Source organism: Microbacterium sufflavum, from assembly GCF_023101165.1.
GTDB classification, from domain to species: domain Bacteria; phylum Actinomycetota; class Actinomycetes; order Actinomycetales; family Microbacteriaceae; genus Microbacterium; species Microbacterium sufflavum.
On sequence record NZ_CP078076.1, the window covers coordinates 1,591,935 to 1,612,482 of the forward strand.

The 20,548-nt window shown below is 72.2% G+C and carries 16 protein-coding genes; 3 read left to right on the top strand and 13 right to left on the bottom strand.

The genetic code is table 11. From position 1 onward, the window contains the following. Nucleotides 1–4: 4 nt before the first annotated feature. From KV394_RS07790 to KV394_RS07805, 4 genes are all read right to left on the bottom strand, one after another. The gene (locus KV394_RS07790) at nucleotides 5–286 is read right to left on the bottom strand and encodes a hypothetical protein (RefSeq protein WP_136029318.1); all 282 of its coding nucleotides are present in this window, start codon (nucleotides 284–286) and stop codon (nucleotides 5–7) included. Next, nucleotides 286–459, bottom strand: coding sequence for a hypothetical protein (locus KV394_RS07795; RefSeq protein ID WP_168387166.1), 174 nt, complete (start codon nucleotides 457–459; stop codon nucleotides 286–288). Before KV394_RS07795 ends, KV394_RS07790 begins: the two co-directional genes overlap by 1 nt. Next, nucleotides 459–2,747, bottom strand: coding sequence for a hypothetical protein (locus KV394_RS07800; protein WP_136044627.1), 2,289 nt, complete (start codon nucleotides 2,745–2,747; stop codon nucleotides 459–461). The genes KV394_RS07795 and KV394_RS07800 overlap by 1 nt, the downstream gene beginning before the upstream one ends. Nucleotides 2,748–2,844: 97 nt before the next feature. Continuing rightward, complete coding sequence (locus KV394_RS07805; protein WP_136037099.1) at nucleotides 2,845–3,834, bottom strand: malate dehydrogenase; 990 nt, start codon at nucleotides 3,832–3,834, stop codon at nucleotides 2,845–2,847. A 51-nt stretch (nucleotides 3,835–3,885) separates the two neighbouring features. On the opposite strand from KV394_RS07805, the gene ypfJ reads away from it, so the two are divergent. Both ypfJ and pip read left to right on the top strand, forming a co-directional pair. Continuing rightward, nucleotides 3,886–4,770: a KPN_02809 family neutral zinc metallopeptidase gene (gene ypfJ / locus KV394_RS07810; RefSeq protein WP_136029324.1), complete on the top strand. Its 885-nt coding sequence runs from the start codon at nucleotides 3,886–3,888 to the stop codon at nucleotides 4,768–4,770. A gap of 68 nt (nucleotides 4,771–4,838) precedes the next feature. Next, a complete protein-coding gene (gene pip, locus KV394_RS07815) occupies nucleotides 4,839–5,813 on the top strand; it encodes a prolyl aminopeptidase (RefSeq protein ID WP_205812613.1) in 975 nt (324 codons plus the stop codon). Between the two features lie 10 nt (nucleotides 5,814–5,823). Here pip and KV394_RS07820 read toward each other — a convergent pair whose 3' ends face one another. The 6 genes from KV394_RS07820 to KV394_RS07845 are packed head-to-tail and all read right to left on the bottom strand — an operon-like array spanning nucleotide 5,824 to nucleotide 11,718. Beyond that, entirely contained in the window at nucleotides 5,824–7,623 is a 1,800-nt protein-coding gene (locus KV394_RS07820) for an aldehyde dehydrogenase family protein (protein WP_247982734.1), read from the bottom strand. 26 nt (nucleotides 7,624–7,649) lie between these two features. Continuing rightward, nucleotides 7,650–9,041: an MFS transporter gene (locus tag KV394_RS07825; protein WP_247982735.1), complete on the bottom strand. Its 1,392-nt coding sequence runs from the start codon at nucleotides 9,039–9,041 to the stop codon at nucleotides 7,650–7,652. A gap of 30 nt (nucleotides 9,042–9,071) precedes the next feature. Then, nucleotides 9,072–9,335 carry a glutaredoxin family protein gene (locus KV394_RS07830; protein ID WP_136029330.1) on the bottom strand — a complete coding sequence of 88 codons (264 nt, stop codon included), beginning with the start codon at nucleotides 9,333–9,335 and terminating at the stop codon, nucleotides 9,072–9,074. A 9-nt stretch (nucleotides 9,336–9,344) separates the two neighbouring features. Then, nucleotides 9,345–10,244: an alpha/beta fold hydrolase gene (locus KV394_RS07835; protein ID WP_247982736.1), complete on the bottom strand. Its 900-nt coding sequence runs from the start codon at nucleotides 10,242–10,244 to the stop codon at nucleotides 9,345–9,347. Then, a complete protein-coding gene (locus KV394_RS07840) occupies nucleotides 10,241–11,218 on the bottom strand; it encodes a cation transporter (protein WP_247982737.1) in 978 nt (325 codons plus the stop codon). Before KV394_RS07840 ends, KV394_RS07835 begins: the two co-directional genes overlap by 4 nt. Next, nucleotides 11,215–11,718 carry a type 2 periplasmic-binding domain-containing protein gene (locus KV394_RS07845; protein ID WP_247982738.1) on the bottom strand — a complete coding sequence of 168 codons (504 nt, stop codon included), beginning with the start codon at nucleotides 11,716–11,718 and terminating at the stop codon, nucleotides 11,215–11,217. The genes KV394_RS07840 and KV394_RS07845 overlap by 4 nt, the downstream gene beginning before the upstream one ends. A gap of 115 nt (nucleotides 11,719–11,833) precedes the next feature. Between KV394_RS07845 and KV394_RS07850 the strand changes: the two genes are divergently transcribed. Next, nucleotides 11,834–12,226 (top strand): SIP domain-containing protein, encoded by a 393-nt coding sequence (locus KV394_RS07850; protein ID WP_136044633.1) that lies wholly within the window; start codon nucleotides 11,834–11,836, stop codon nucleotides 12,224–12,226. Between the two features lie 56 nt (nucleotides 12,227–12,282). Here the strand turns inward: KV394_RS07850 and KV394_RS07855 are convergent, their stop codons facing one another. From KV394_RS07855 to KV394_RS07865, 3 genes are all read right to left on the bottom strand, one after another. Continuing rightward, entirely contained in the window at nucleotides 12,283–16,149 is a 3,867-nt protein-coding gene (locus KV394_RS07855) for a fibrinogen-like YCDxxxxGGGW domain-containing protein (RefSeq protein WP_247982739.1), read from the bottom strand. A 40-nt stretch (nucleotides 16,150–16,189) separates the two neighbouring features. After that, nucleotides 16,190–19,807, bottom strand: a complete 3,618-nt coding sequence (locus KV394_RS07860) for a fibrinogen-like YCDxxxxGGGW domain-containing protein (RefSeq protein WP_247982740.1) — start codon at nucleotides 19,805–19,807, stop codon at nucleotides 16,190–16,192. Between the two features lie 237 nt (nucleotides 19,808–20,044). Beyond that, a complete protein-coding gene (locus KV394_RS07865) occupies nucleotides 20,045–20,500 on the bottom strand; it encodes an adenylyltransferase/cytidyltransferase family protein (RefSeq protein ID WP_136029343.1) in 456 nt (151 codons plus the stop codon). Between the last annotated feature and the right edge of the window lie 48 nt (nucleotides 20,501–20,548).

Consider the following 20,548-nt stretch of genomic DNA (forward strand, 5'->3'; position numbering starts at 1 on the left):
CAGGTTACGGGGTTCCGCCGTTCGCGGCACTGGTGATCTCGGCCTCCTGCGTCTCGAACGCGGTCGCGGCATCGCGGGCGACCACGCCCGCACCGGCGGTCATGCTCTGCAGCTGCAGCAGCGTGCCCTTGGCCCACATCGCCCAGGTGTCGGCGGCCGCGGAGACGGCGGAGCTGCCGCACGCGCCGAGTGCGAGGTCCACGTCGAGGCTCATGGCCCATGCGGTGCTCTGCAGCGTGCCGCCGGTCGCGCCGACGGCTTCGGAGTCGAACTGGAGATCGGTCATCACGGCACCTTCACATCGTCGGGGGAGTAGGTCTCGGTGGGGTCGGGTCGGGGGTCGCCGGAGGGTGCCGACGGCTCTGTGGAGACCGCGCGCGGAGCGGCTGCGGCGGGCGTGCAGCCGACGAGCGCGATCCCGCCGATCAGGATGAGCGCCCAGCCGCCGGATCGCCGCATCAGGTGCCCTCCGCCCACGAGGTGTTGGCCTCGACACCGCGCTGGTAGTCGGCGAACATCTCGCGGGCGAGGTCGTCGACCTGTCCCGCCGAGAGGCCCTCGGTCATTCCCAGGTCCACGAGCATCTGCTCGATGGTCTCCATGGTCGCGATCTCGCGGCCGTTCGCCGCGTCGGCCTGAGCCTCCAGCAGCGCCTCGTGCGAGTTCGCCCACGCCGCCGTCGCCTGTCCGGAGCCCCAGTCGGAGACGCCGCCGATCACGGCGCTCTGCGCCACATCGATCACCACGCTCCCGCCGGCCACGAGGACGTCGCCCACGGCCGGGATCGGGATCAGGCCGACCACGGTGCCCACTCCGTCGATCGCGGCCTGGACCGCTTCGTCGTGACGGGTCGCCTCGCCGAGGGCGGCTCCCGCCGGGGAGCCGTCGAGCCAGCCCTGCAGCTCCACGACACGCTCCAGGGCGTCGGCCTTGAAGGCGCTGTCGGCGGGCGCCAGGTCGGCGATCGCGATGAGCGCGTCCTGGTACTGCTGCACCGACTGGGCGATGACCGCGGCGCCGGCGGACGGCGTGTCCCCGTCGCTCCAGGCGGCCGTGCCGAGGAGCTGCGCGAGCTGCGCCTGCGTGACATCGGGGATCGCGCGCGGGTCGTCCGTCCCGATCAGCAGGTTCTCGAAGTACGGACGGGTTCCCGCGGCCGGGTCGCTCTCGCTGATGGCCTCGGAGAAGTAGGGCATCGCGACCGAGATGCCCTCGGCGACGCGCACCTGGCCGATGCTCGTGAGGTTCTCCGGCAGGAACGATTCGTTGCCGGTGAGCTCGCGCACGACCTGGGTGGTGAGTTCCGCCACGCGCTGCCACGTCTCGGGGTTGTACGTGTGGGTCGCATCGGCCGGGCCTCCCGCGGCCTGCTGCGCGCCGGCCCACAGAGCTCCGGGCCCTTCGAAGCCGTCGCCGGACGAGTTCGCGCTCCAATCGCGCTCACCGAACCAGTACTCGATGCGGCCGTCGCCGAGGTCGCCGTCGCCGAACGGGTCGTTCTCGGTGGAGGTGAGCCAGTCGAGGGCCGCGTCGGGGTAGGTGCCGAGGGTGGAGAAGATGCGCCCGGCCAGATCGTCGACGCGGTTGCCGTCGAGTCCGGTCTGCTCGCCCTCCAGGAACGCCAGGGTGCGGCCGCCCGCGTTCGGGGAGAAGTCGGTCCAGCCCCCGTAGAGCATGCTGGCGGGGTCGCGCTCGATGCGATCGATCTCGTCAGCCATCGCCACCGTGAGGTTCACCCCGAGCGGGTGGTTCTTCTCGTCGGAGAACAGGAAGCCGATCGCGGCGACCGCGCCGCCGACGCTCGACGAGGCGCCGGTGAGCATGCTCTCGGCGAAGTCCTTCGACGTCGACTCCATCCAGATCTGGGATCCGGTCGACAGGCCGCCGCGGATCGACGTCGCCAGGGCGAGCGCCGTCGCACCGGCAAGGCCGTCCACCATGACGGCGTCGCCGAGGTTGTCGATCATCGAGACGGTGTTCTCGCCGCCGACCTCCAGGAAGAACTGCGACATGACGAACGTGTCGTCGCCCCACACGTCGAAGAAGTCCTGCATCGCCTGCAGGTTCTCGTCGGTGATGTCGCCCTCGGCGATCTCGTCCGCCACGTTCGCGAACGCGTCGCCGAGGTTGTCGTAGTTCAGGTCGTCGATGTCGTCGATGCCCGCGAAGCTCAGCGCCGACTGCATGGCGTCCCAGCGCGGAGAGGCCGGCGGGGCGAGGGCGGCCACCAGCGTGCTGTCGGCGGTCTCGCGCTGCGTGGCGAGGGCCTTGAGCTGGTTCGCGGCCTGCCGCATGTCGGCGAGGCCCGCGGTGGTGCCGCTCGGCACCCACAGGCCCGGCTGCAGCGTGGGGCTGGGGGCGTTGAACGTGTAGGTCGAGAGCGGGAACGGGCTCTCCTCGGCCTCGGCGGCCTTCCACGTCGCATAGCCGTTCGCATACGCCTGGTGGGCGGCGGCGGTCGCGGCGCGGATGCGGTCGACCTCGGCGGCGTAGGCCGTGAGCGCCGACTGCACGGCGGCGAACTCGGTGGTCAGCTCGGTGCACAGGTTCTGCGGCTTGGTGAGCGAGGTCCGGAAGGCCGCACCGGCGTCACCCGCCCACACCTCGTCCGTGGTGCTCGTCGCGGCGTTCGCCAGCGCCGAGCGCACCGTCTCGGTCCCGGTGCTGCGGTTGCTCACGCGCGTCGCCGCGTCGTTCACCGCGCTCGTGACCCCGCGCCCCGGATGCAGATCGTCCCACTGTGCCATGTCGTCGCCCCTCCTCGACGGTGTCCCGTCCGCAGCAAATCTACCGGGGCGGCACGAACGCGGCGATGGGCAGAACTCCCCATGCGCCCCAGGGCCGTCAGAGCAGCCCGAGCGCCCGCACCGCCTCGCGCTCCTCCTGCAGCTCGGCGACCGAGGCGTCGATCCGGCGCCGCGCCCAGTCGCTCAGCTCCAGACCCTCGACGATCCGCCACTCGCCGTCGACCGATCGCACGGGGAACGACGACACGAGCCCCTCCGGCACGCCGTACTCGCCGTGCGACACCACCGCGGCGGAGGTCCAGTCGTCGGTGCCGCGCACCCAGTCGCGCACGTGGTCGATGGTCGCGCTCGCCGCGGAGGCCACGGAGGAGGAGCCGCGCACCTCGATGATCTCCGCACCGCGCTTCGCGACCCGCGGGATGAACGTCTGCTCCAGCCAGGTCGGCACGTCCCCGACGATCTGCGCCAGCGCCTCCTGCACCGGCTCCCCGCCGACCGTCGCGTGCGACACGTCGGGGAACTGCGTGGCCGAGTGGTTGCCCCAGATCGGCACACGCCGCACAGTGCGCACGGGCGTGCCGAGGGTCTGTGCGAGCTGCGCCCTCGCCCGGTTCTCGTCGAGCCGGGTGAGCGCCGTGAAGCGTTCGGCCGGCACCCCGTCCGCGGCCGCCGCGGCGATCAGCGCGTTGGTGTTGGCGGGGTTGCCCACCACCGTGACCCGCACGTCCGGCGAGGCGTTCGCGGCGATGGCCGCTCCCTGCGGGCCGAAGATGCCGCCGTTCGCCGCCAGCAGGTCGCCGCGCTCCATGCCGGGCCCGCGGGGGCGCGCGCCGACGAGCAGCGCGAGGTCGCAGCCGTCGAACCCGACCGCCGCGTCGTCCGTCACCTCCACGTGCTCGAGCAGGTCGAACGCGCCGTCCTGCAGTTCGAGGGCGGCTCCCTCCGCAGCGCCGAGGCCCTGCGGGATCTCGAGGAGCCGCAGCCGCACCCGCTCGTCGGGACCCAGGAGGTCGCCCGCCGCGATGCGGAACAGCAGCGCGTAGCCGATCTGTCCGCCCGCGCCCGTGATGGTGATCGTCGTGGTCATGACCCGAGCCTACGACCGTCGGCGCGGGGGTGCGCGGAGTACCCTCGACGCATGACGTTCAATCCCGATGCCGACCTCTCCGGCAACACCACGCGCCGTCGCGGACGCACGGCTGCGATCGCCGGTGGCACCGGTATCGGCGTCCTCGGCCTGCTCGCCCTCATCGCCGGTCCGCTGCTGGGGATCGACCTGTCCGGACTCGTCGGCGGAGGGGCACCGAGCGGCGGCGGCGGTCCCGCCGAGGGGTCGGTGATCGAGAACTGCGACACGGGGGCCGACGCCAACGCCGACGTCGACTGCCGCATGGCCGGATCGCAGCTCGCGCTCGATGCGTTCTGGGAGGACCACGTCGAGGGGTACCGTGCCCCGCAGCTCATCGTCGTCGACGGCTCGACCCCCACGGCCTGCGGCACCGCGTCGAACGCCGTCGGCCCCTTCTTCTGCCCGGGCGACGAGACGGTCTACATCGACCCCACGTTCTTCCAGCTCATGCAGCAGCAGTTCGGGGCGACCGCCGGCAACCTCGCGCAGCTCTACATCGTCGGCCACGAGTGGGGCCACCACATCCAGTACATCACCGGGGTCATGGACCAGTACCCGAACAACGGCACGGGTCCCGGCAGCAACGGGGTGCGCACCGAGCTGCAGGCCGACTGCTACGCGGGGGCGTGGATCGGACAGATGTCGAAGAGCACGGATCCCAATGGGGTGCCGTACCTGCAGCCGTCGACCGAGGAGCAGCGCGTCGACGCCCTCAACGCGGCGTTCGCGGTCGGTGACGACCACATCCAGGAGCAGTCCGGCTTCGTGAACCCGGAGAGCTGGACGCACGGCTCGAGCGAGCAGCGGCAGCGCTGGTTCGCGGAGGGCTACGCCAACGGACTCGAGGCGTGCGGGCAGGTCTTCACGCTGCCCGCCGACCAGCTCGACCCGTAGATCCCGGGCGGCGGCGACCGCTCCGCTACCGTGGAGATCGCACGACTGCACGACCGGCTGGGGGGCCGATGATGACGAACACCGAGGGACTCTATCCCGCGATCGAGCCGTACGACACGGGCGAGCTGCTCGTCGGCGACGGCCACCGCGTGTACTGGGAGGTCAGCGGCAACCCCGACGGCAAGCCGGTGGTCTTCCTGCACGGCGGCCCCGGCAGTGGCACGTCGCCGTGGCAGCGCCGGTTCTTCGACCCCGACGCCTACCGCATCGTGCTGCTCGACCAGCGCGGGTGCGGACGCAGCACCCCGTCGGCGAGCGAGCCCGACGCCGATCTGCGGCACGTCACGACGGCCCACCTGATCGCCGACCTCGAGCTGCTGCGCAAGAACCTCGGCATCCCGCGGTGGCAGGTGTTCGGGGGCTCGTGGGGCAGCGCCCTCGCCCTCGCCTACGCCCAGGCGCATCCGGAGGTGGTGACCGAGCTCGTCCTGCGCGGCATCTTCACCCTGCGCCGCGCCGAGCTCGAGTGGTTCTACGAGGGCGGGGCTGCGGCGCTCTTCCCCGACCTGTGGGAGCGGTTCATCGCCCCGATCCCGGTGCTGGAGCGCTCGCGGCTCATCGAGGCGTACCACCGGCGGCTGTTCGACCCCGACCCCGCGGTGCACGTGCCCGCCGCGATCGCGTGGTCGACCTGGGAGGCCGCGACCGTGACGCTGCGCCCCGACCCCGAGCAGATCGCGGCGATGTCGGATCCGCGCCGGGCGACCGCGTTCGCGCGCATCGAGAACCACTTCTTCGTGCACGGCGGCTGGTGGGACGAGGGACAGCTGATCGCGGGCGTCGACGCGATCCGGCACATCCCGGCCGTGATCGTGCAGGGTCGGCACGACGTCGCGACGCCCATGATGACCGCGTGGGATCTGCACCGCGCGTGGCCGGAGTCCGAGTTCGTGGTGGTCGACGATGCGGGGCACGCGGCCACGGAGCCCGGCATCAGCGCCGCGCTCCGCGCCGCAACCGACCGGTTCCGCGCGGAGGCCTGACCCCGCGGCGTCAGGCGCGCAGGGCCTTCGTCAGCGTCGCCAGCAGCCCGCCGACACCGCCGTTCGCGCGATGCCGGGTGAGACCCTCGCTCACCTCGGCGCCCGTGCGGGCCGACACGAACCACGGCGGCTTCGGGAGGATGGTCGCTCGTCCGCCACCGTTCAGGACCGGCAGGGAGCGGGGGAACGGGCGGAACGGGCCGCGCAGCACCGAGCGCTCGACATCGTCGAGCAGCAGCGCGTTGTGCACCACGCCGATGCCGCTGCCCACGTCGTCGATCGTGCTGCCGGGGAACGCACCCCACGTGAGGGTCGGCGTGATGAAGCCGAACGCCGTCCAGCCGTTGATCGCGATCGAGCCGTAGTGCAGCGCGGTGAGCGCCCGGTCGAACCCACTGCCGAGCGCCTTCTCGGTCGCCGGGTCGATCAGCAGATTGGCGCCGAGCGTGCCCTGCAGCTTCTCGTTGGCGTGCGCGACCGCCGCGTCCAGGAACGCCTGTCCCGTGCCCGGCAGGCTCACCACGCCCAGCACGGGGGCGAAGTACTCGGTGTTCTCCAGCGCCGTGGCGTCGTCGTCGCCGTCGACCTCGACGAGCAGGCGGTCGCCGAGCACGAGCGCGTCGGGGTAGGCGTCGGTGGCGGTCTGCATCCGCGACGCCGAACCCGGGTACCAGGTCGGGCGTTCCGGTGCGTTGGCGTACGCGCGGCGCAGGGCGGCACGGAACGCGTCGGCGCGGTCCCAGTCCGCGGACAGGATCACGACCTGACCGGCGATGCAGTTGTGCCCGCTGTTCTGCAGCCGCATGGTGGCGATGTGCTCGGCCTGATACGCGATGTCGGCATCGGTCCACGGGCCCGGCACCACGATGATGGGGGAGACGCCGCCGAGCTCGGCCGTGATGGGCTTCTTCAGCAGCGGGCGGTTCTCACGCCGCCGCCGCTTCGTCGCCGCGGCGCCCTCGCCCGAGGAGGGGCCCCACACGATCGTGTCGAAGGTCGCGGCCGATCCGGTGATGTGCACGTGCGCGATCCCGGGGTGCTGCGTGAGGTAGGCGCCCGCCGCCGGGCCGCCGCGCATGATCCGCAGGAAGCCGGGCTCGATCAGCGGGGCGAGCGCGCGCTTGTACACCGGCACCAGCGGGTCCTGCGTGGGATTGACCTTGAGCAGGGCCGTGCGGTTGTGCGCCAGCAGCTCGTACAGCACGTCGAGCACCGGGATCGAGGTCACGTTGCCGGCGCCGAGCACGAGCCCCACGCCGCCGGACCGCGCCGGCGTGCGCTGCGCCAGTCCCGCCCTGGCCCGCGCGGCGTTCGGCGTTGTACCCGGCCGCAGCCACACCTCGCCCGTGAAGCCCGACAGCAGGAAGCGGTCGATCCCCGTGAGCGGGAACGCGTGCACGCGAGCGCGGCCGCCCGGCGCGCGGTCGACCTTCACGCCGTCGAGCGGGTTGCGTCCATCGGCCAGGCGGGTCAGCGTGGCGATGGAGGCGTCGAGCGCGCCGAGCACGCTGTACGGACCGCTGAGCCACTCCTCGCCGCGCAGCGGGTGCCGGGCGTCGAGGCCCTTGGAGGCGGCGGCGGTGCGCGCCCAGTCCTCCGCGGTCGCGGCGACGCTCGTGCGCACCTGTCGCAGCAGCGTCGCGCGCTGGGCGATCGTGAGCGCGGCCCACAGCTGCGTCCCGGTGTGCAGCTCCTCGATCGCGGTGTCGAACCGCTCCTGCTCGCCCTCGCCCAGCGGGGGAGAGGCGGGGGCCGTCGCGGCGGTGGCGTCGGAGTCGGAGTCGGGCGTTGTCGTGCGCGCAGGGGTCATCGGCGTCTCCTTCGGACGGTCCCAGCTTAGGCGTCGGTGGTCTGCAGCGCCTCGATGTCCTCCCGGCGCAGCCGGTAGCGCCGGAGGGTCGCCAGGCTCGCGGCCATGAGTGCGGCGGGCAGCACGCTGAAGCTCAGCACGATGCCGGTGATCGCGGCGGGCGGCTGCGCGACCGCCTCCCCGGCGACGGTCGAGACGTAGCCTGTCGCGGCCAGAGTGAGCGAGACGGCGGTGGCTCCGAGCGCGAAGCCCACCGTCTCGCCCGCGGTCCAGATGCCGGTGAACGTGCCGGCCTGTCCGGGTCGGCTCGACCGCTCGTCGTGCGAGATCACGTCGGGCAGCATCGCCATCGGCAGCGACTGCAGGCCCGCGTACGCGATGCCGGCCACGGCGACCGCGGCGTACATCCACCCGCCGGGCGACCACACCGCGGCGACGAGGGAGAGCGCGGCCAGCAGGAACAGGCAGCTGGCGATCGCGAACGCCCGCTCCTTGCCGAGGCGCCGCGCGACCACCGTCCACGCGGGCGTCGCCAACAGTGCCGGGCCGACCAGGGCGACGAACACGAGAGTGACCGCGTCCTCCGAGCGCAGGACCCACGTCGCCACGTACTGGGCCCCGGCCAGCATCGTGCCGGTCGCGAGCGCCTGCAGCAGGAACGTGGCGAGCAGGGCGCGGAACGGCTGACTGCGGCGCAGCGCTCGGAACCCGGACAGGTACTGCTCCCGCCACGCCGACGATGCCTCCGGCTCCCGCGGCCGTGCGGGGTCGTCGCCGGTCGCGGCGGCGGTGCGCGAGGCGATGAGCATGCCGACGCCGATCGCGAGTCCCGCCGCGACGCCCATCAGCAGATACCCGGCGACCGGGTCGGGCGCGGCCGTCCGGAGTGCGGGACCACCGGCACCGAACAGCAGGATCGCGGCCGTCAGCACCACCACGCGCCAGCCCAGCAGTCGCGTGCGCTCGTCGTAGCCGGACGTCAGCTCGGCGGGCAGCGCGACGTAGGGCACCTGGAACAGACTGAACGCGGTCGCCGTCGCGAGGAAGGCCAGGAGCACGCAGAGCGCTCCGGCCACGGGACCCCAGGCGGGCGGCACCGCGAAGGTGAGGGCGAAGAACACCGGGAGCGTGACGGCGCCGACCACCATGAACCCGCGGCGAGAGCCGGTGCGGGCGAGTTGCCGGTCGGACGCGGCACCGATCAGCGGATCGATCAGCACGTCCCACACCTTCGCGAGCGTGACGATCAGGCCGGCCGCGAGGGCGGCGACGCCGAGGTTGTCGGTGAGGAAGTAGGTCAGCACCAGGCCGGGAAGCGTCGCGTAGCCGCCGGTGCCGACGGAGCCCACGGCGTACAGCGCGATCGTGCGGGGGGACAGCCGGGCGGGGGCGCGGTCGGGTCGAGCCTCGGTGCTCATCGCGCCAGTGTAGCGGCGCGATGGGGCCGGTCAGATGAGCGAGAGCTCGCGCAGCTTCGACTCCACGTCGGCGTTCGACGGCTCGACGTGGTGGGTCGAGTCGGGGTACACCACGACGGGGATGTTGGTGCGACCCGAGATGTCCTTCGCGATGTCCGCGGCGGCGGGGTCGGCGACCAGGTCGACGTACGTGTACGCGACGCCCAGCTCGTCGAGCTGCTTCTTGGTGCGGATGCAGTCGCGGCACCAGTCGGCGCCGAACATGGTGATGGTGTCGGAGACGGGTGAGGTCATGCCTCCAGCCTACGTCCGCGCCGCGGGGGTGGCGCCGAAGAAGGCGGCCAGCGCCGCGGCGAGGGGTGCCGGGGCCTCCTCCGCCATGTGGTGGCCGCTCTCGATGCCGTGCCCGCGCACGTCGTCGGCCCAGTCCCGCCAGATGCGGACCGGGTCACCGTAAAGGTCCTCCAGGTCGTCGCGTGTCGACCACAGCACGAGCGCGGGCATCCGCAGGCGGCGCCCCGCGGCGGCGTCCGCCTCCTCGTGCGCGCGGTCGATCGTGAGGCCGGCTCGGTAGTCCTCGAGCATCGCGCGCACGACGGACGGGTCGTGCACGGCGCGGACGAGTTCCGCATGATTCGCGGCGCCCATGGTCTCCGGATCCGCCTTGGGCGCGTACCACGCCTCCGGGTCGGCCCCGATCACGCGCTCGGGGATGTCGGGCTGCGCGAAGAAGAACCAGTGCCACCACCGTGTCGCGAAGCGGGCGTCGGCGCGCCGGAGGTGCTCCGTGAGCGGGAGGCAGTCCAGCAGCGCGACGCGTTCGACCGCCTCCGGGGAGTCGAGGGCGAGACGCAGCGCGACGTAGCTGCCGCGGTCGTGCCCCGCGAGGTGGAAGCGCTCGTGGCCGAGGTGGCGTACGACGCCGCGGACGTCCTCCGCCACCGCCCGCTTCGAGTGGGCGGAGTGGTCGGGCGTGGGCGCGGGTCCGCGCGAGCGACCGTAACCGCGCAGGTCGGGGCAGATCACGGTGAACCCCTGCTCGACCAGGAGCGGGGCCACGCGATGCCAGGTGGCGGAGGTCCGCGGGTGACCGTGCAGCAGGACGACGGGCGGCCCGGAGCCGCCGTGCCGCACGAAGACGTCGGAGGCGCCGGTGCGCACGACCTCCTCCGTGAACCCCGGGAACAGCTCGCCGTCCGTCATCGCCCGGGGTCCGCCTCGTCCGGCAGCTTCTCCACCGGGGCGATCACGACGTCCTGCACCTTCCAGTCGAGATCGGTGATGCCGGCGGCCGCGGCGGACAGGTCGTGCGTGGTGACCTTGCTCCGGCGCGGCACGACGAAGGCCTCGATGTGGAACACCTGACCCTGATCGCGCATGCGCACGGCGGCTTCGGCGACCCACGGACGACTGCGCAGATACGACACGATGTCGCCCGCGAGCGGGTGCGGGTTCTTGCTGTCGTACGTGCGGGCGCGCTGGTCCATCAGATCCACGATCGCGGTCCTGGTGTTGCGGAAGCCGTCCCAGATGATGCCGAGCGAGATGAACAGGGCGGCAGCGCCGTCCAGCCACCAGATGCCGATGCCCACCCCCAGCACGCCGATGATCGAGGCTACCGTCGTCTGCCAGTCGGCCTTCGCCATGTCGGCGTCGGCGTAGAGCAGCTTGTTGTGCAGCACGGGTGCCAGCTTCGACTTCGCCGGTCCGTAGAAGAACACGGGTCCGACGATCACGACGACCATGACCGCGACCATCAGCCAGCCCAGCCAGATGGTCTGCCCGAACAGCTGCACCGTGCCGATGGTGGGGTGCTCGCCGGAGATGAGACCCGTGACCGCCTCGGTCGCCAGGTTGAGGCCCACGGCGAGGAGGGCGACACCCGCGACGAGGTGACCGACACCCATCGCCCTGTGCAGCCCGTACGGGTGCTTCCGCGTGGGGCGGCGGCGCACGAAGAGCAGCGCGGTGAGGAACGCCACCTGCGGGATGAGGGAGAGCATGTCCTCGATCCACGCGGTGCGCATGGCCTGCGACTCGCCCACCACGAGGGCGATCACGGCGATCGTCACCGAGGTGTAGACGATCGTGAAGACCTCCCACCGCACCGCCTTCCGGATCGCGCGCTGCTGCTCGTCCGGGAGGGTCGTCCGTCCGAACTGCCCGGTCGTCGTCATGGCGACCCCACCTTCCGGTCGAGGTACGACTCGAGCGCCGAGAGGAAGGCGTTCTCCCCGAGCGGCACGAGCATCACGAGCTCGCGGTCGCCGGCGCCGTCGATGCCGGGGTAGCCGCGCGTGACTCCGGCCTTGTCGATCCAGGGGGTATCCGGGGTGAGGGCGCCGGCGATGAGGTCGAGGTCGCCCTGCTCGAGCATGCGCACGAGGGTCTCCTCCGATGCGACGGTCCAGGTCGTCTCGGCGTCGAGGTGCGCCGCGAAGCCGTCGACGAGGTCGACGACGGGTCCTCGTGGTTCGTCGCCGGACAACTCGACGAGGTCTCCGTCGGGGGAGGTCCCGACGCGCAGCTCGCCGCCCGTCACGGCGTTCAACGTGCCGTCGGGGTCGCTGGGCACCGTGATCCCGCAGCCCGACAGCAGTGCCGCGATCAGCAGCCCGGCGACGGCCGCGGCGGTGCGCCCGGCGCGGGCGGGTCGATCCGAGGAACTCCTACTCACGGCGCTCAGCCTCGCGGGGTCCACGACGGCCGACAACACTGTTGACGACGATGGCTGTGCACGCTAGCCCGGTGGGGTCACCATAGGTAAGGGTATCCTTACCTATGGTGGTCTCATGAGCAGCGCGTGCGAGCACCGGGACGACCCCGACTGGGACGACCTCGTGGGGGTGGTGCTCGTGGCCGGCGATGCGGCGGACGCGGGCGTCATCGCCGGGATCGCGGCGCGGCTGCCGGGGGACGCGCAGGGCGTCATCCTGCTGGAGGCCGCCGCCCATCTTCCGCGCCGGCACATCGATGCCCCCGCCGGTGTCTCCGTGCGCTGGCTCGTCCGCGACGAGGGGATCAGGGCTCACGCGCGCGGCGAGCGGTTGGCCCGTGCCGTGCATGCGTGGTGCGTCGAGTGGACCTGCACGGAGCCGCCCGAGCACTGGACGGTCTGGCTCGGTCCGCACACCCCGCCGCACGTGGCCCGGATGGCACGCAGCCTGCTCGGCGTCGCGAACTGAGCGGACGAGGGCGCCCTCCCCGATCGGATCGGGAAGGACGCCCTCTGGTCTTGACCTCAGCCGCGCGGCATGGTCAGTCCGAGATCGAAGCTCAGGTCCGGGGAGAGATGGAAGTTGGCGTGCACGGATGCCGCGAGCACGTTCTCTCCCTTCGCGAGGAGCTTCGCCGGAACGGTGAAGGTGACGCGGTGGGCCGCCGCGGTCGTCGCCCGGGGCGCCGCCGTGGCGTACGTCTCCACGGTGATCGCGCCGTCGGGAAGATTGCTCCGCCCGAGCTCGACCCCGTTCAGGTAGAGCACGACCCCGTCGTCCGCGACCACCGTGACCGAACCGTCGTGCACCGCCGCCGGGTCGTCCACGGTGAAGGTGTGCCGGAACTGGGCGCTCAGCGGTGCGGAGTCACCGCCCGCGCCGAGGTCGGTGGTCGCGGAGGTCACGCCCCGGCCGAACAGCGCCTCACCCGTGCTCCAGTCCGAGTCGTCGAACCCGACGGCGTTCCAGTCGGCCGGGAGCGCCTCGGTCGAGGAGCGCCACGACCAGGTGGAGCCCTCGGCGACGGTCACCGCGTCGGCCGCCGGATCGGCGTCGGGAGCGGCGTCCTGATCGGGATCGGCCTTTTGGTCGCCGCCCGCGTCGGGATCCGGAACAGGGTCGGGGGCCGTCGCGGTCGTCGTGGCGGTGACGGCGGTGACCGGTGAGGCTTCGCCGTCCGCGCCGAGCGCCGTCACACCGTACTCGTACGCCGTCGAGGCCGCGAGGTCCGTCTCCGTGAATGCCGTCTCCGGCGCGGCGACCGTTCCGACCTGGTTCCCAGCCCGCGTGATCACATACGACGCGGCCGTGTTCGCGCTCGCCGGCGCCGTCCACGACAGTGTCGCCGAATCCGCGGTGGCGGTGGCCGTGAGGTCGGTCACGGGGCCCGGCGCGGTGGAGCGCCGTGCCGTGAAGGCGAGGTCGAAGCCGAGGTCCGGTGTCGCTCGGTAGTTGGCGTGGACCGACGCCGCGAGCACGTTGGTGCCGTCGACGAGGGCGCCCGCGGGTACCGAGAACACGGACCTCGCTCCCGACGCGGTCTTCTGCGAGACCACCGCGGTCGCCGTCGTGTTCTGCGTCGGGGTGCCGTCCGGCATCCGCACGCGCCCCAGCTCCTTCCCGTTCAGGTAGAGGATCACGCCGTCGTTCGCGATGACCGAGACGGTGCCGTCGACCACCGAGGCGGCGTCCTGCACCGCGAAGCTCTTCCGGAACTGCGCGCTCACCGGCTTCGTCGCGGCGTCGGACGGGTCGAGGTCGGTGGTGGCGCCGCTGATGCCGCGGCCGAACAGTGCCCGGCCGACCGTCCAGTCCGCGTCGTCGAAGTCGGCCTCCGACCAGGTCGACGGGAGCGGGTCCGTGGATGACCGCCACGACCACGTGTCGCCGTTGCCGATCAGGGTCAGCGCCGACGCCGGAGCGGGTTCGACCGTGAACGCGGCCGTGCTGGCCGACCGGTTGCCCACCGCGTCGCGCGCCCGCACGAACCAGTTCGTCGGCTCGGCGGTGACGGGTGCCGTATAGGTCGCGGCCGTGGTGGTCGCCACGACGCGGTTGCCGCGCAGCACCTCGTACACGAGCCCGCCACCGGCGTCCGTGGAGCCGCCCCACGTGAGCACCTGCTGATCCCCGCTCGCCGTGGGCGTCGCGGAGATCGGACCGGGTGTCGTCGGCGCGGTGCTGTCGCGGGGGGCGAAGCGGATGAAGCCGCCCGACCACTGGTTCACGCCACCCGCCCGCATCGAGTCGGTCAGGTCGCCGCCGACCCACAGCGTCCCGGTGCTGTCGAAGAACGAGCCCCACACGCCCTGCCCCGCACGCGAACGGACCACGGGAGACCAGTCGGGGATGTAGTGTCCGGTCGCCGCGTCCCAGGCTCCGGCGAGGTTGATCTTGTCGACCTCTGTCCAGGGTTCCGTGATCTCCCGCTTGAGGTACTTGTCCTGGTAGACCTCGTCGCCGCAGTGGCAGCCCGCGATGACCACCGACCCGTTGTCGTCGACGGTCTGCATGTCGCCGCCCTCGTGCGCGATCGAGCCGCCGACCAGCTGGAAAGTGGAGCGGTCGTAGGAGAACAGCGAGTGCTGCGAGCCGCCGAGATACACGCGGTCGCCGACCTCGGTCACCCCGTTCTGCCAGATGTAGCCCTGGTAGTCGCCGTTCGCGTCGATGGTCGCCTCGCTGAACGTCGGGACCCACAGCGGCGACACCAGCGGAGCGCCGGCCTCGGTCTGCAGCGCGACGGCGCTCGGCGTCGACGTCGTCTGCTTCCGCGTGAAGTAGCCGGAGAAGTACGTCCGGTCACCGCGATCCGAGGCGTCCACCGCGATGGCCGTGCCGTTCAGGTTCGCGTTCCAGTTCGTGTCCGGGGTGCTGGTGGACAGGAGGATGCGACCACCGTTCCAGGCGCTCGCGCTCTTTCCCGAGCCCACGGCCGTGAGATGCGTCATGGCCCCGGCGACGTAGAGGTAGCCGTTCTTCACGTCCAGGTCGTGCACCGAGGGCACGGCACCGACGGCGCGGCTCTGCACGGCCACCTGCGGCCCGGAGAGCCGGCCGGTCGCCGGGTCGAGGAACGCGAGGCCGACCTGAGGGGTGCCGTCGACCTGGGTGAACTGGCCGCCGATGGCCACGCGTCCGTCCGGCAGTGCGGCGATCGCCTTGACCTGTCCGTTGAGCTGCGGCCGGAACGTCGACACCCACTGTCCGCTGTTCACGTCGAAGCCCGCGAGGTACGGCTGCTCGACCCGTCCGGCGCCGTCTCGTGACTGCTGCACATACCGGAAGTTCCCTCCGGCGAACACGGTGTTCCCGACCTGGCCGAACTCCGCGACCTCGACGTTGAGCTCCCCGTCCTTGCCGTTGGCGAGGCCGGAGACACCCCACACGGTGCGCTGGGCGTTGCTGTCGGGGATCGAGCGCAGCGTCGAGGCGGCCGTGCCCGTGGCGGGCACGGTACCGAAGTCGAGATCGGCGAGCTTCAGCTGCGGCCGTACGAACATCTGCGCGAAGGGGATCGCGAAGCCGGCGCCCGCCGGGGCCCACAGGTACGACGTCGGGGTGTCCTGCCCGGTGATCTCGGCGCCGTACGACCAGCCCATCAGGTACCGGTGCGACTGCCGCTGGGCGAAGTAGGAGCCGTTCCATCCCGTGTCGTGCCCGAAGCCCGATTGTGAGGGGCCGCCCCAGCCGACGGCACCCGTCCAGCCGCCGGTGCCGGTGAAGCCGCCGATGATCCAGTCCTTGATCGGGTTGCCGCCGGCCATGGTCCAGTTCCAGCGGTCGCGGCGCGCGAGGCTGAAGCGAACCTCCTGCCACCGGCTGCCGTCGACGGCCGATGCGCGGTGCACGCGGATGCTGTCCGGAGGGAGCTGGTCGGGACGGGCGCCGTCGAGGAGCCCGTCGACGGTCTTGGCCGGCAGCTGTGCCGGCGCGAAAGCGGCCGTCCCCGAGGGTGTCGTGGTGATCTGCTCGGGCGTTCCCACGCCGTTGTAGTTCTCCTTCCACCCCTCGCGTCCGCGGCCGATCATGACCCAGCCTCCGCCGAGGGTGGTCTGGTCGCAGTAGAACTGCTGCGGGTCCACGAGCGTGGGCGTGACCAACCAGTACACCCCGTCCGCCGACCCGGGGTTGTTCTGCTTGATCTCCCAGCAGGAGGCGGCCGCGGTCTCCGGGGTGAGCCCGTCCGGTGCGCTGGCGCCCGCCACCGGAGCGTTCTCGGTCGGCGCGTTCTCGGTCGCCGCGTTCTCGACGGGCGCGTTCGCGTCGAGCGCGTTCTCGGTCGCTGAGGCGCCGAGTGGCGCCAGGAGCGAGCCCGCCAGGACCGCGACCGTCGCGATCCCCACGAGGGCGCCCGCGCGGGCGGAGCCCCTCTGCGTGCTTCTGGTCATTGTTGTTCCTTCCTGATGGGGGGCGGGGTGCGGCGTGAGGTCAGCCGCGAGCCATGGTCATGGCGAGGTCGAAGCTCAGATCCGGTGTGGTGCGGTAGTTGGCGTGCACCGAGGCGGCGAGCACGTTCGTGCCCTTCACCAGCAGGCGGGCGGGAACGACGAACGAGACGCGGCGTGCCGAGGCGCCCCGAGCAGCCGCCGACGCCGAGGCGAACGTGTTCTGGCCGATCGCGCCGCCCGGCATGCGCGCCCGGCCGAGCTCGACGCCGTTGAGGTACACGACCACGCCGTCGTCGGCGATCACCGTGACCGTGCCGTCTCGCACGGTGGCGGGGTGGGTGACGGTGAACTCGTGGCGGAACTGGGCGCTGATCGGCGAGGGCGACTGATGGCCGGGATCGATGTCGGTCGCGACGCGCGCACCCCGGCCGAGCAGCGCCGCGCCCGTCGCCCATCCCGAGGCGTCGAAGCCGAGCGTGTTCCATCCGGCGGGGAGGGCGGCGTTCGTGTACCGCCATGACCACGCGGATCCGTTCGCGATCGCGATGGGCGCGTCCGCCGTGGTGCTGGCCTGAAGGGTCGCCGCGGTCGAGGCCTGTCCGTCGGCCGCGACGGCGACCACGGTGTAGCGGTGTCCCGCCGAGGCGGCGAGGTCTCCGTCGGAGAACGCGACGGTCGGCGCGGCGACGATGCCCACCTGCTTCCCGTCACGGCGGATCACGTACGACGCCGGGGCCGTGCCCCCGGCCGGGGCGCGCCACGTGAGGGCGATCGTGTCGGCGGTGCTCGTCGCGGACAGGCCGGTGACGGGCTGCGGTGGGGCAGCGCGCTCGCCGATGAGGGCCAGGTCGAATCCGAGGGCGGGCCGTGCGCGGTCGGCGGTGTGCACCGAGACGGCGAGCACGTTCGTGCCCTCGATCAGGGCGTCCGCGGGGATCGGGATCACCACCCTCCCCCCGGCCGCCTCGGGCGGTGAGACGGCCTGCGTTGCGAGTGTGTCCGCGGTGACCTGTCCGTCCGGCATGCGGATGCGTCCGAGTTCAGTGCCGTTGAGTGTGAGCACGGCGCCGTCGTCGGCGATCACGGAGACGCGTGCGTTCGTGACGGTGGCAGCGTTCTGCACCTCGAACGACTTGCGGAACTGCGCGCTCAGCGGTCGCCCGCCCCCACGGCTGAGCGTGGTGGCTGCACCCCGAACCCCGGCGCCGAACAGTCCGGACCCGGTGTGCCAGGAGGAGTCGTCGAAGCCCGGCGTCGTCCAGTCGGAGGGAGGGGCGGTCGCCGAATAGCGGCACGCCCAGGTGTCGCGGTCGCCGATGAACGTGAGGTCGGCCGGGGAGGGGGGCTGCACGACGAAGGCCGCGGTGCCCGCCGACCGGTTGCCCGCGGTGTCACGCGCTCTGACCTGGTACGCGGTGGGGTCGGCGGTGATCGGCACGGTGTAGGTCGATGCCGTGGTGGTGGCGACCACACGGTCCCCGCGCAGCACCTCGTAGACGACGTCCGTGGTGTCGGTCGACGCGCCCCAGGTGAGCACGGCCTGCTCGCCGCCCGCGACCGGGGTGGAGGTGATCGGCCCCGGGGTGGTGGGCGGCGTGCTGTCCCCCGGGGCGAACCGGGCGAAGCCACCCGACCACTGCGTCGAACCGCCGGCGCGGACCGAGCGGTCGAGGTCACCGCCGACCCACAGCGCTCCCGCGCTGTCGACGAAGCTGCGCTGCACGCCGAGGTGACCCGCGAAGCCGAGCCGCGGCGCCCAGTCGGGGAGGAAGACGCCGGTGGCCCCATCCCAGGCGCCCAGGCCGTCGAGGCGATCGACCTGGAGCGCCCTCGCCCGCATCTTGCGCGTCTTCCGCTTCAGCGTCTCACCCTGGTACTGGTAGGTGTAGCGCCCGCACGCGCAGCCGCCGATCACCACCGTTCCGGCGGCGAGGATGCTCCGGATGTCGGAGCCGCCCGAGGCCGTCGACCCGGTGAGCACGCGAAAGGTCGCGTGGTCGTACGCGGCGATCGAGCGGCGCGTGGAACCGAGGTAGACGCGCCCGCCCGTCTCCACCACGGCGCGTGCAGGGACTCCGGTCGCGCTGAACGCCGGTGCCCACAGGGGAGGCACCGGAGCGGCACCCGGCGCGGTCGTCAGCGCGGCCGCGCTCCGGGACGGGGTGGTGCGCGTCGCCGTGAAGTACCCGGCGACGTACGCGCGGTCGCCGAGGTCGGACGCGTCGATCGCCAGCGCGGTGCCGTTCAGATCGGGGTTCCACTCCGGGTCGGGGAGGCCGGTGGCGAGGTCGATCCGTCCGCCGTTGTGCGCGGGCGTCGCGGTGTCGGCGTCCGCGGCGGACAGGTGGGTGAACGACCCTGCGAGGTAGAGCTCGTCGCCGTGCACGTCGAGCCCGAGCACCGCCGGTGTGCGCGCGGTCTCGCGCTGCTCCACCGTCACCTGGGGGCCGGCCAGGCGGCCGGTGCTCGGGTCGAGCAGGGCGAGCCCCGGTTGCGGCGCGCCGTCGACGGTCGTGAACCGGCCGCCGATCGCCAGGCGACCGTCGGGCAGGGTGGTCATGGCGGTCACCTCGCCGTCCAGGTCCGGTCGGAATCGCGGGAGCCATTCGCCCGTCGTCACATCGAAGGCCGCGAGGTACGGCTGCTCCGCACGACCGATCCCCGACTCGGTGCGCTGCACGTACCGGAAGTCGCCGCCGACGAACACGCTCGCGCCCGCCTGCCCGAAGGCGCGCACGGCGGCACTCCCGTCCTCGTCCTCCGCCGACTGGGCCACACCCCACTGCGTCTTCATCGCGGTGCTGCGGGGGAGGGCGCGCACGGCTGCGGCGGGCGTGCCGGTGGCGGGTGCCGTCGGGAACGAGAGATCGGACAGCCGGAGCTTCGGGCGGACGAAGACCTGCGCGAACGGGATCGCGTAGCCCTCGCCCGCCGGAGCCCACAGGTACGACGAGCTGTCGCCGGTTCCGGTCACCGTGCGGCCGTACGCCCACCCCGCCTTCTTCTTGTGCGTCGCGCGGTGGACGAACGACGAGACATGCCACCCGTCACCCTCCCCGAAGGTCCGGGTGCTCCCACCGGTGCCGCTCGTGCCGTCGAACACCCAGTTGCGCACGGGGTTGGCGCCGCCCAGCGCCCAGGTCCAGCGGTCGCGCTGCTGGATGCGGAAGCGCACCTCCTGACCGTAGGTCCCGTCGATCGAGGAGGCGCGGTGAACCCGCACGCCGTCTGCGAGCTTGTCGACCCGGCCCCCGTCGAGGAGGCCGTCCACGGTCTTCGCCGGAAGCTGGATCGGGGTGAAGGCGCCGGGGCCGTCCGGCGTCTCGGCGAGCTGCGTCGGTGCGCCCTGCCCGGCGTAGTCCTCGCTCCACCCCTCGCGGCCACGCCCGATCATCACCCATCCGCCGCCGTACTCCTCCTGAGCGCAGTAGAACTGCTGCGGAGCGACGAGCGTCGGCGTGACCAGCCAGTAGACGCCGTCGTCCGAATCGGGGTCGTTCTGCTTGATCTCCCAGCACGATGCGGCGGCGGTCTCGGCGGTGCGTCCGTCGGGAGCTGCGCTCCCGGTCCCGGCGGCGCGCGCGGAGGGCGCCGACAGGGGTGCGAGCAGAGAGCCGCCCAGCGTGGCCGCGGCGGCCAGCGCCATCAGCGTGCGCACAGATCTGTTCCCCCACCGAATCGCGTCGGTTCGCATCGTGTCCTTCCGGAGTGATCCGCGGCGGAGCGCGGGCTCGGCGTCGCTCCCGGTGGGGGTCCCGGGTCGGACGGCGCCTAGGTCGCTGCGTCCGAGCATGCCGCCGGCACGCTCGGAGTCCTGCGCACTCCTCGGTTCATGGCACGAGTGGCGCGCTTCGGGGGCGGACGCCGGTGTCCGCCCCCGAAGGGTCGCGTCGCGTCAGCGGGTGGACGCCGTAGCGGCGCCGGCCGCGTTGGCGGTGATGGCGTCGAGCGCACGACGGAGCGCGGAGCTCGACGTGTGCGCGGTGTACGGGAAGTAGACGACTTCGACGCCGACCTCGGCGAACTCGCGCTCGAGGCGCAGGCCCTTGTCGGTGCCTCGCCAGTCGTCGCCCTTGAAGAAGTGCGTGAACTGCACGTCTCTCCAGGAGTCCATCTTCGAGGGCGTGGTCTCGATGTAGACGTCGTCCACGAACGAGATGTGCTTGACGATCTCTGCGCGCTCGGCGGTCGGGATGACCGGCTCGATGCCCTTGACCTGCCGCAGCATCTCGTCGCTCACGACGCCCGCGATCAGGATGTCGCAGTGCTGCTTGGCATGCCGGAGCAGATTCAGATGCCCCACATGGAAAAGGTCGAATGCTCCGACGGCATAGCCGATACGCGTCCCCATGATCTCCCCAGATCACTAAATCCCCAGTTAAGCGGATCCCCACCCACT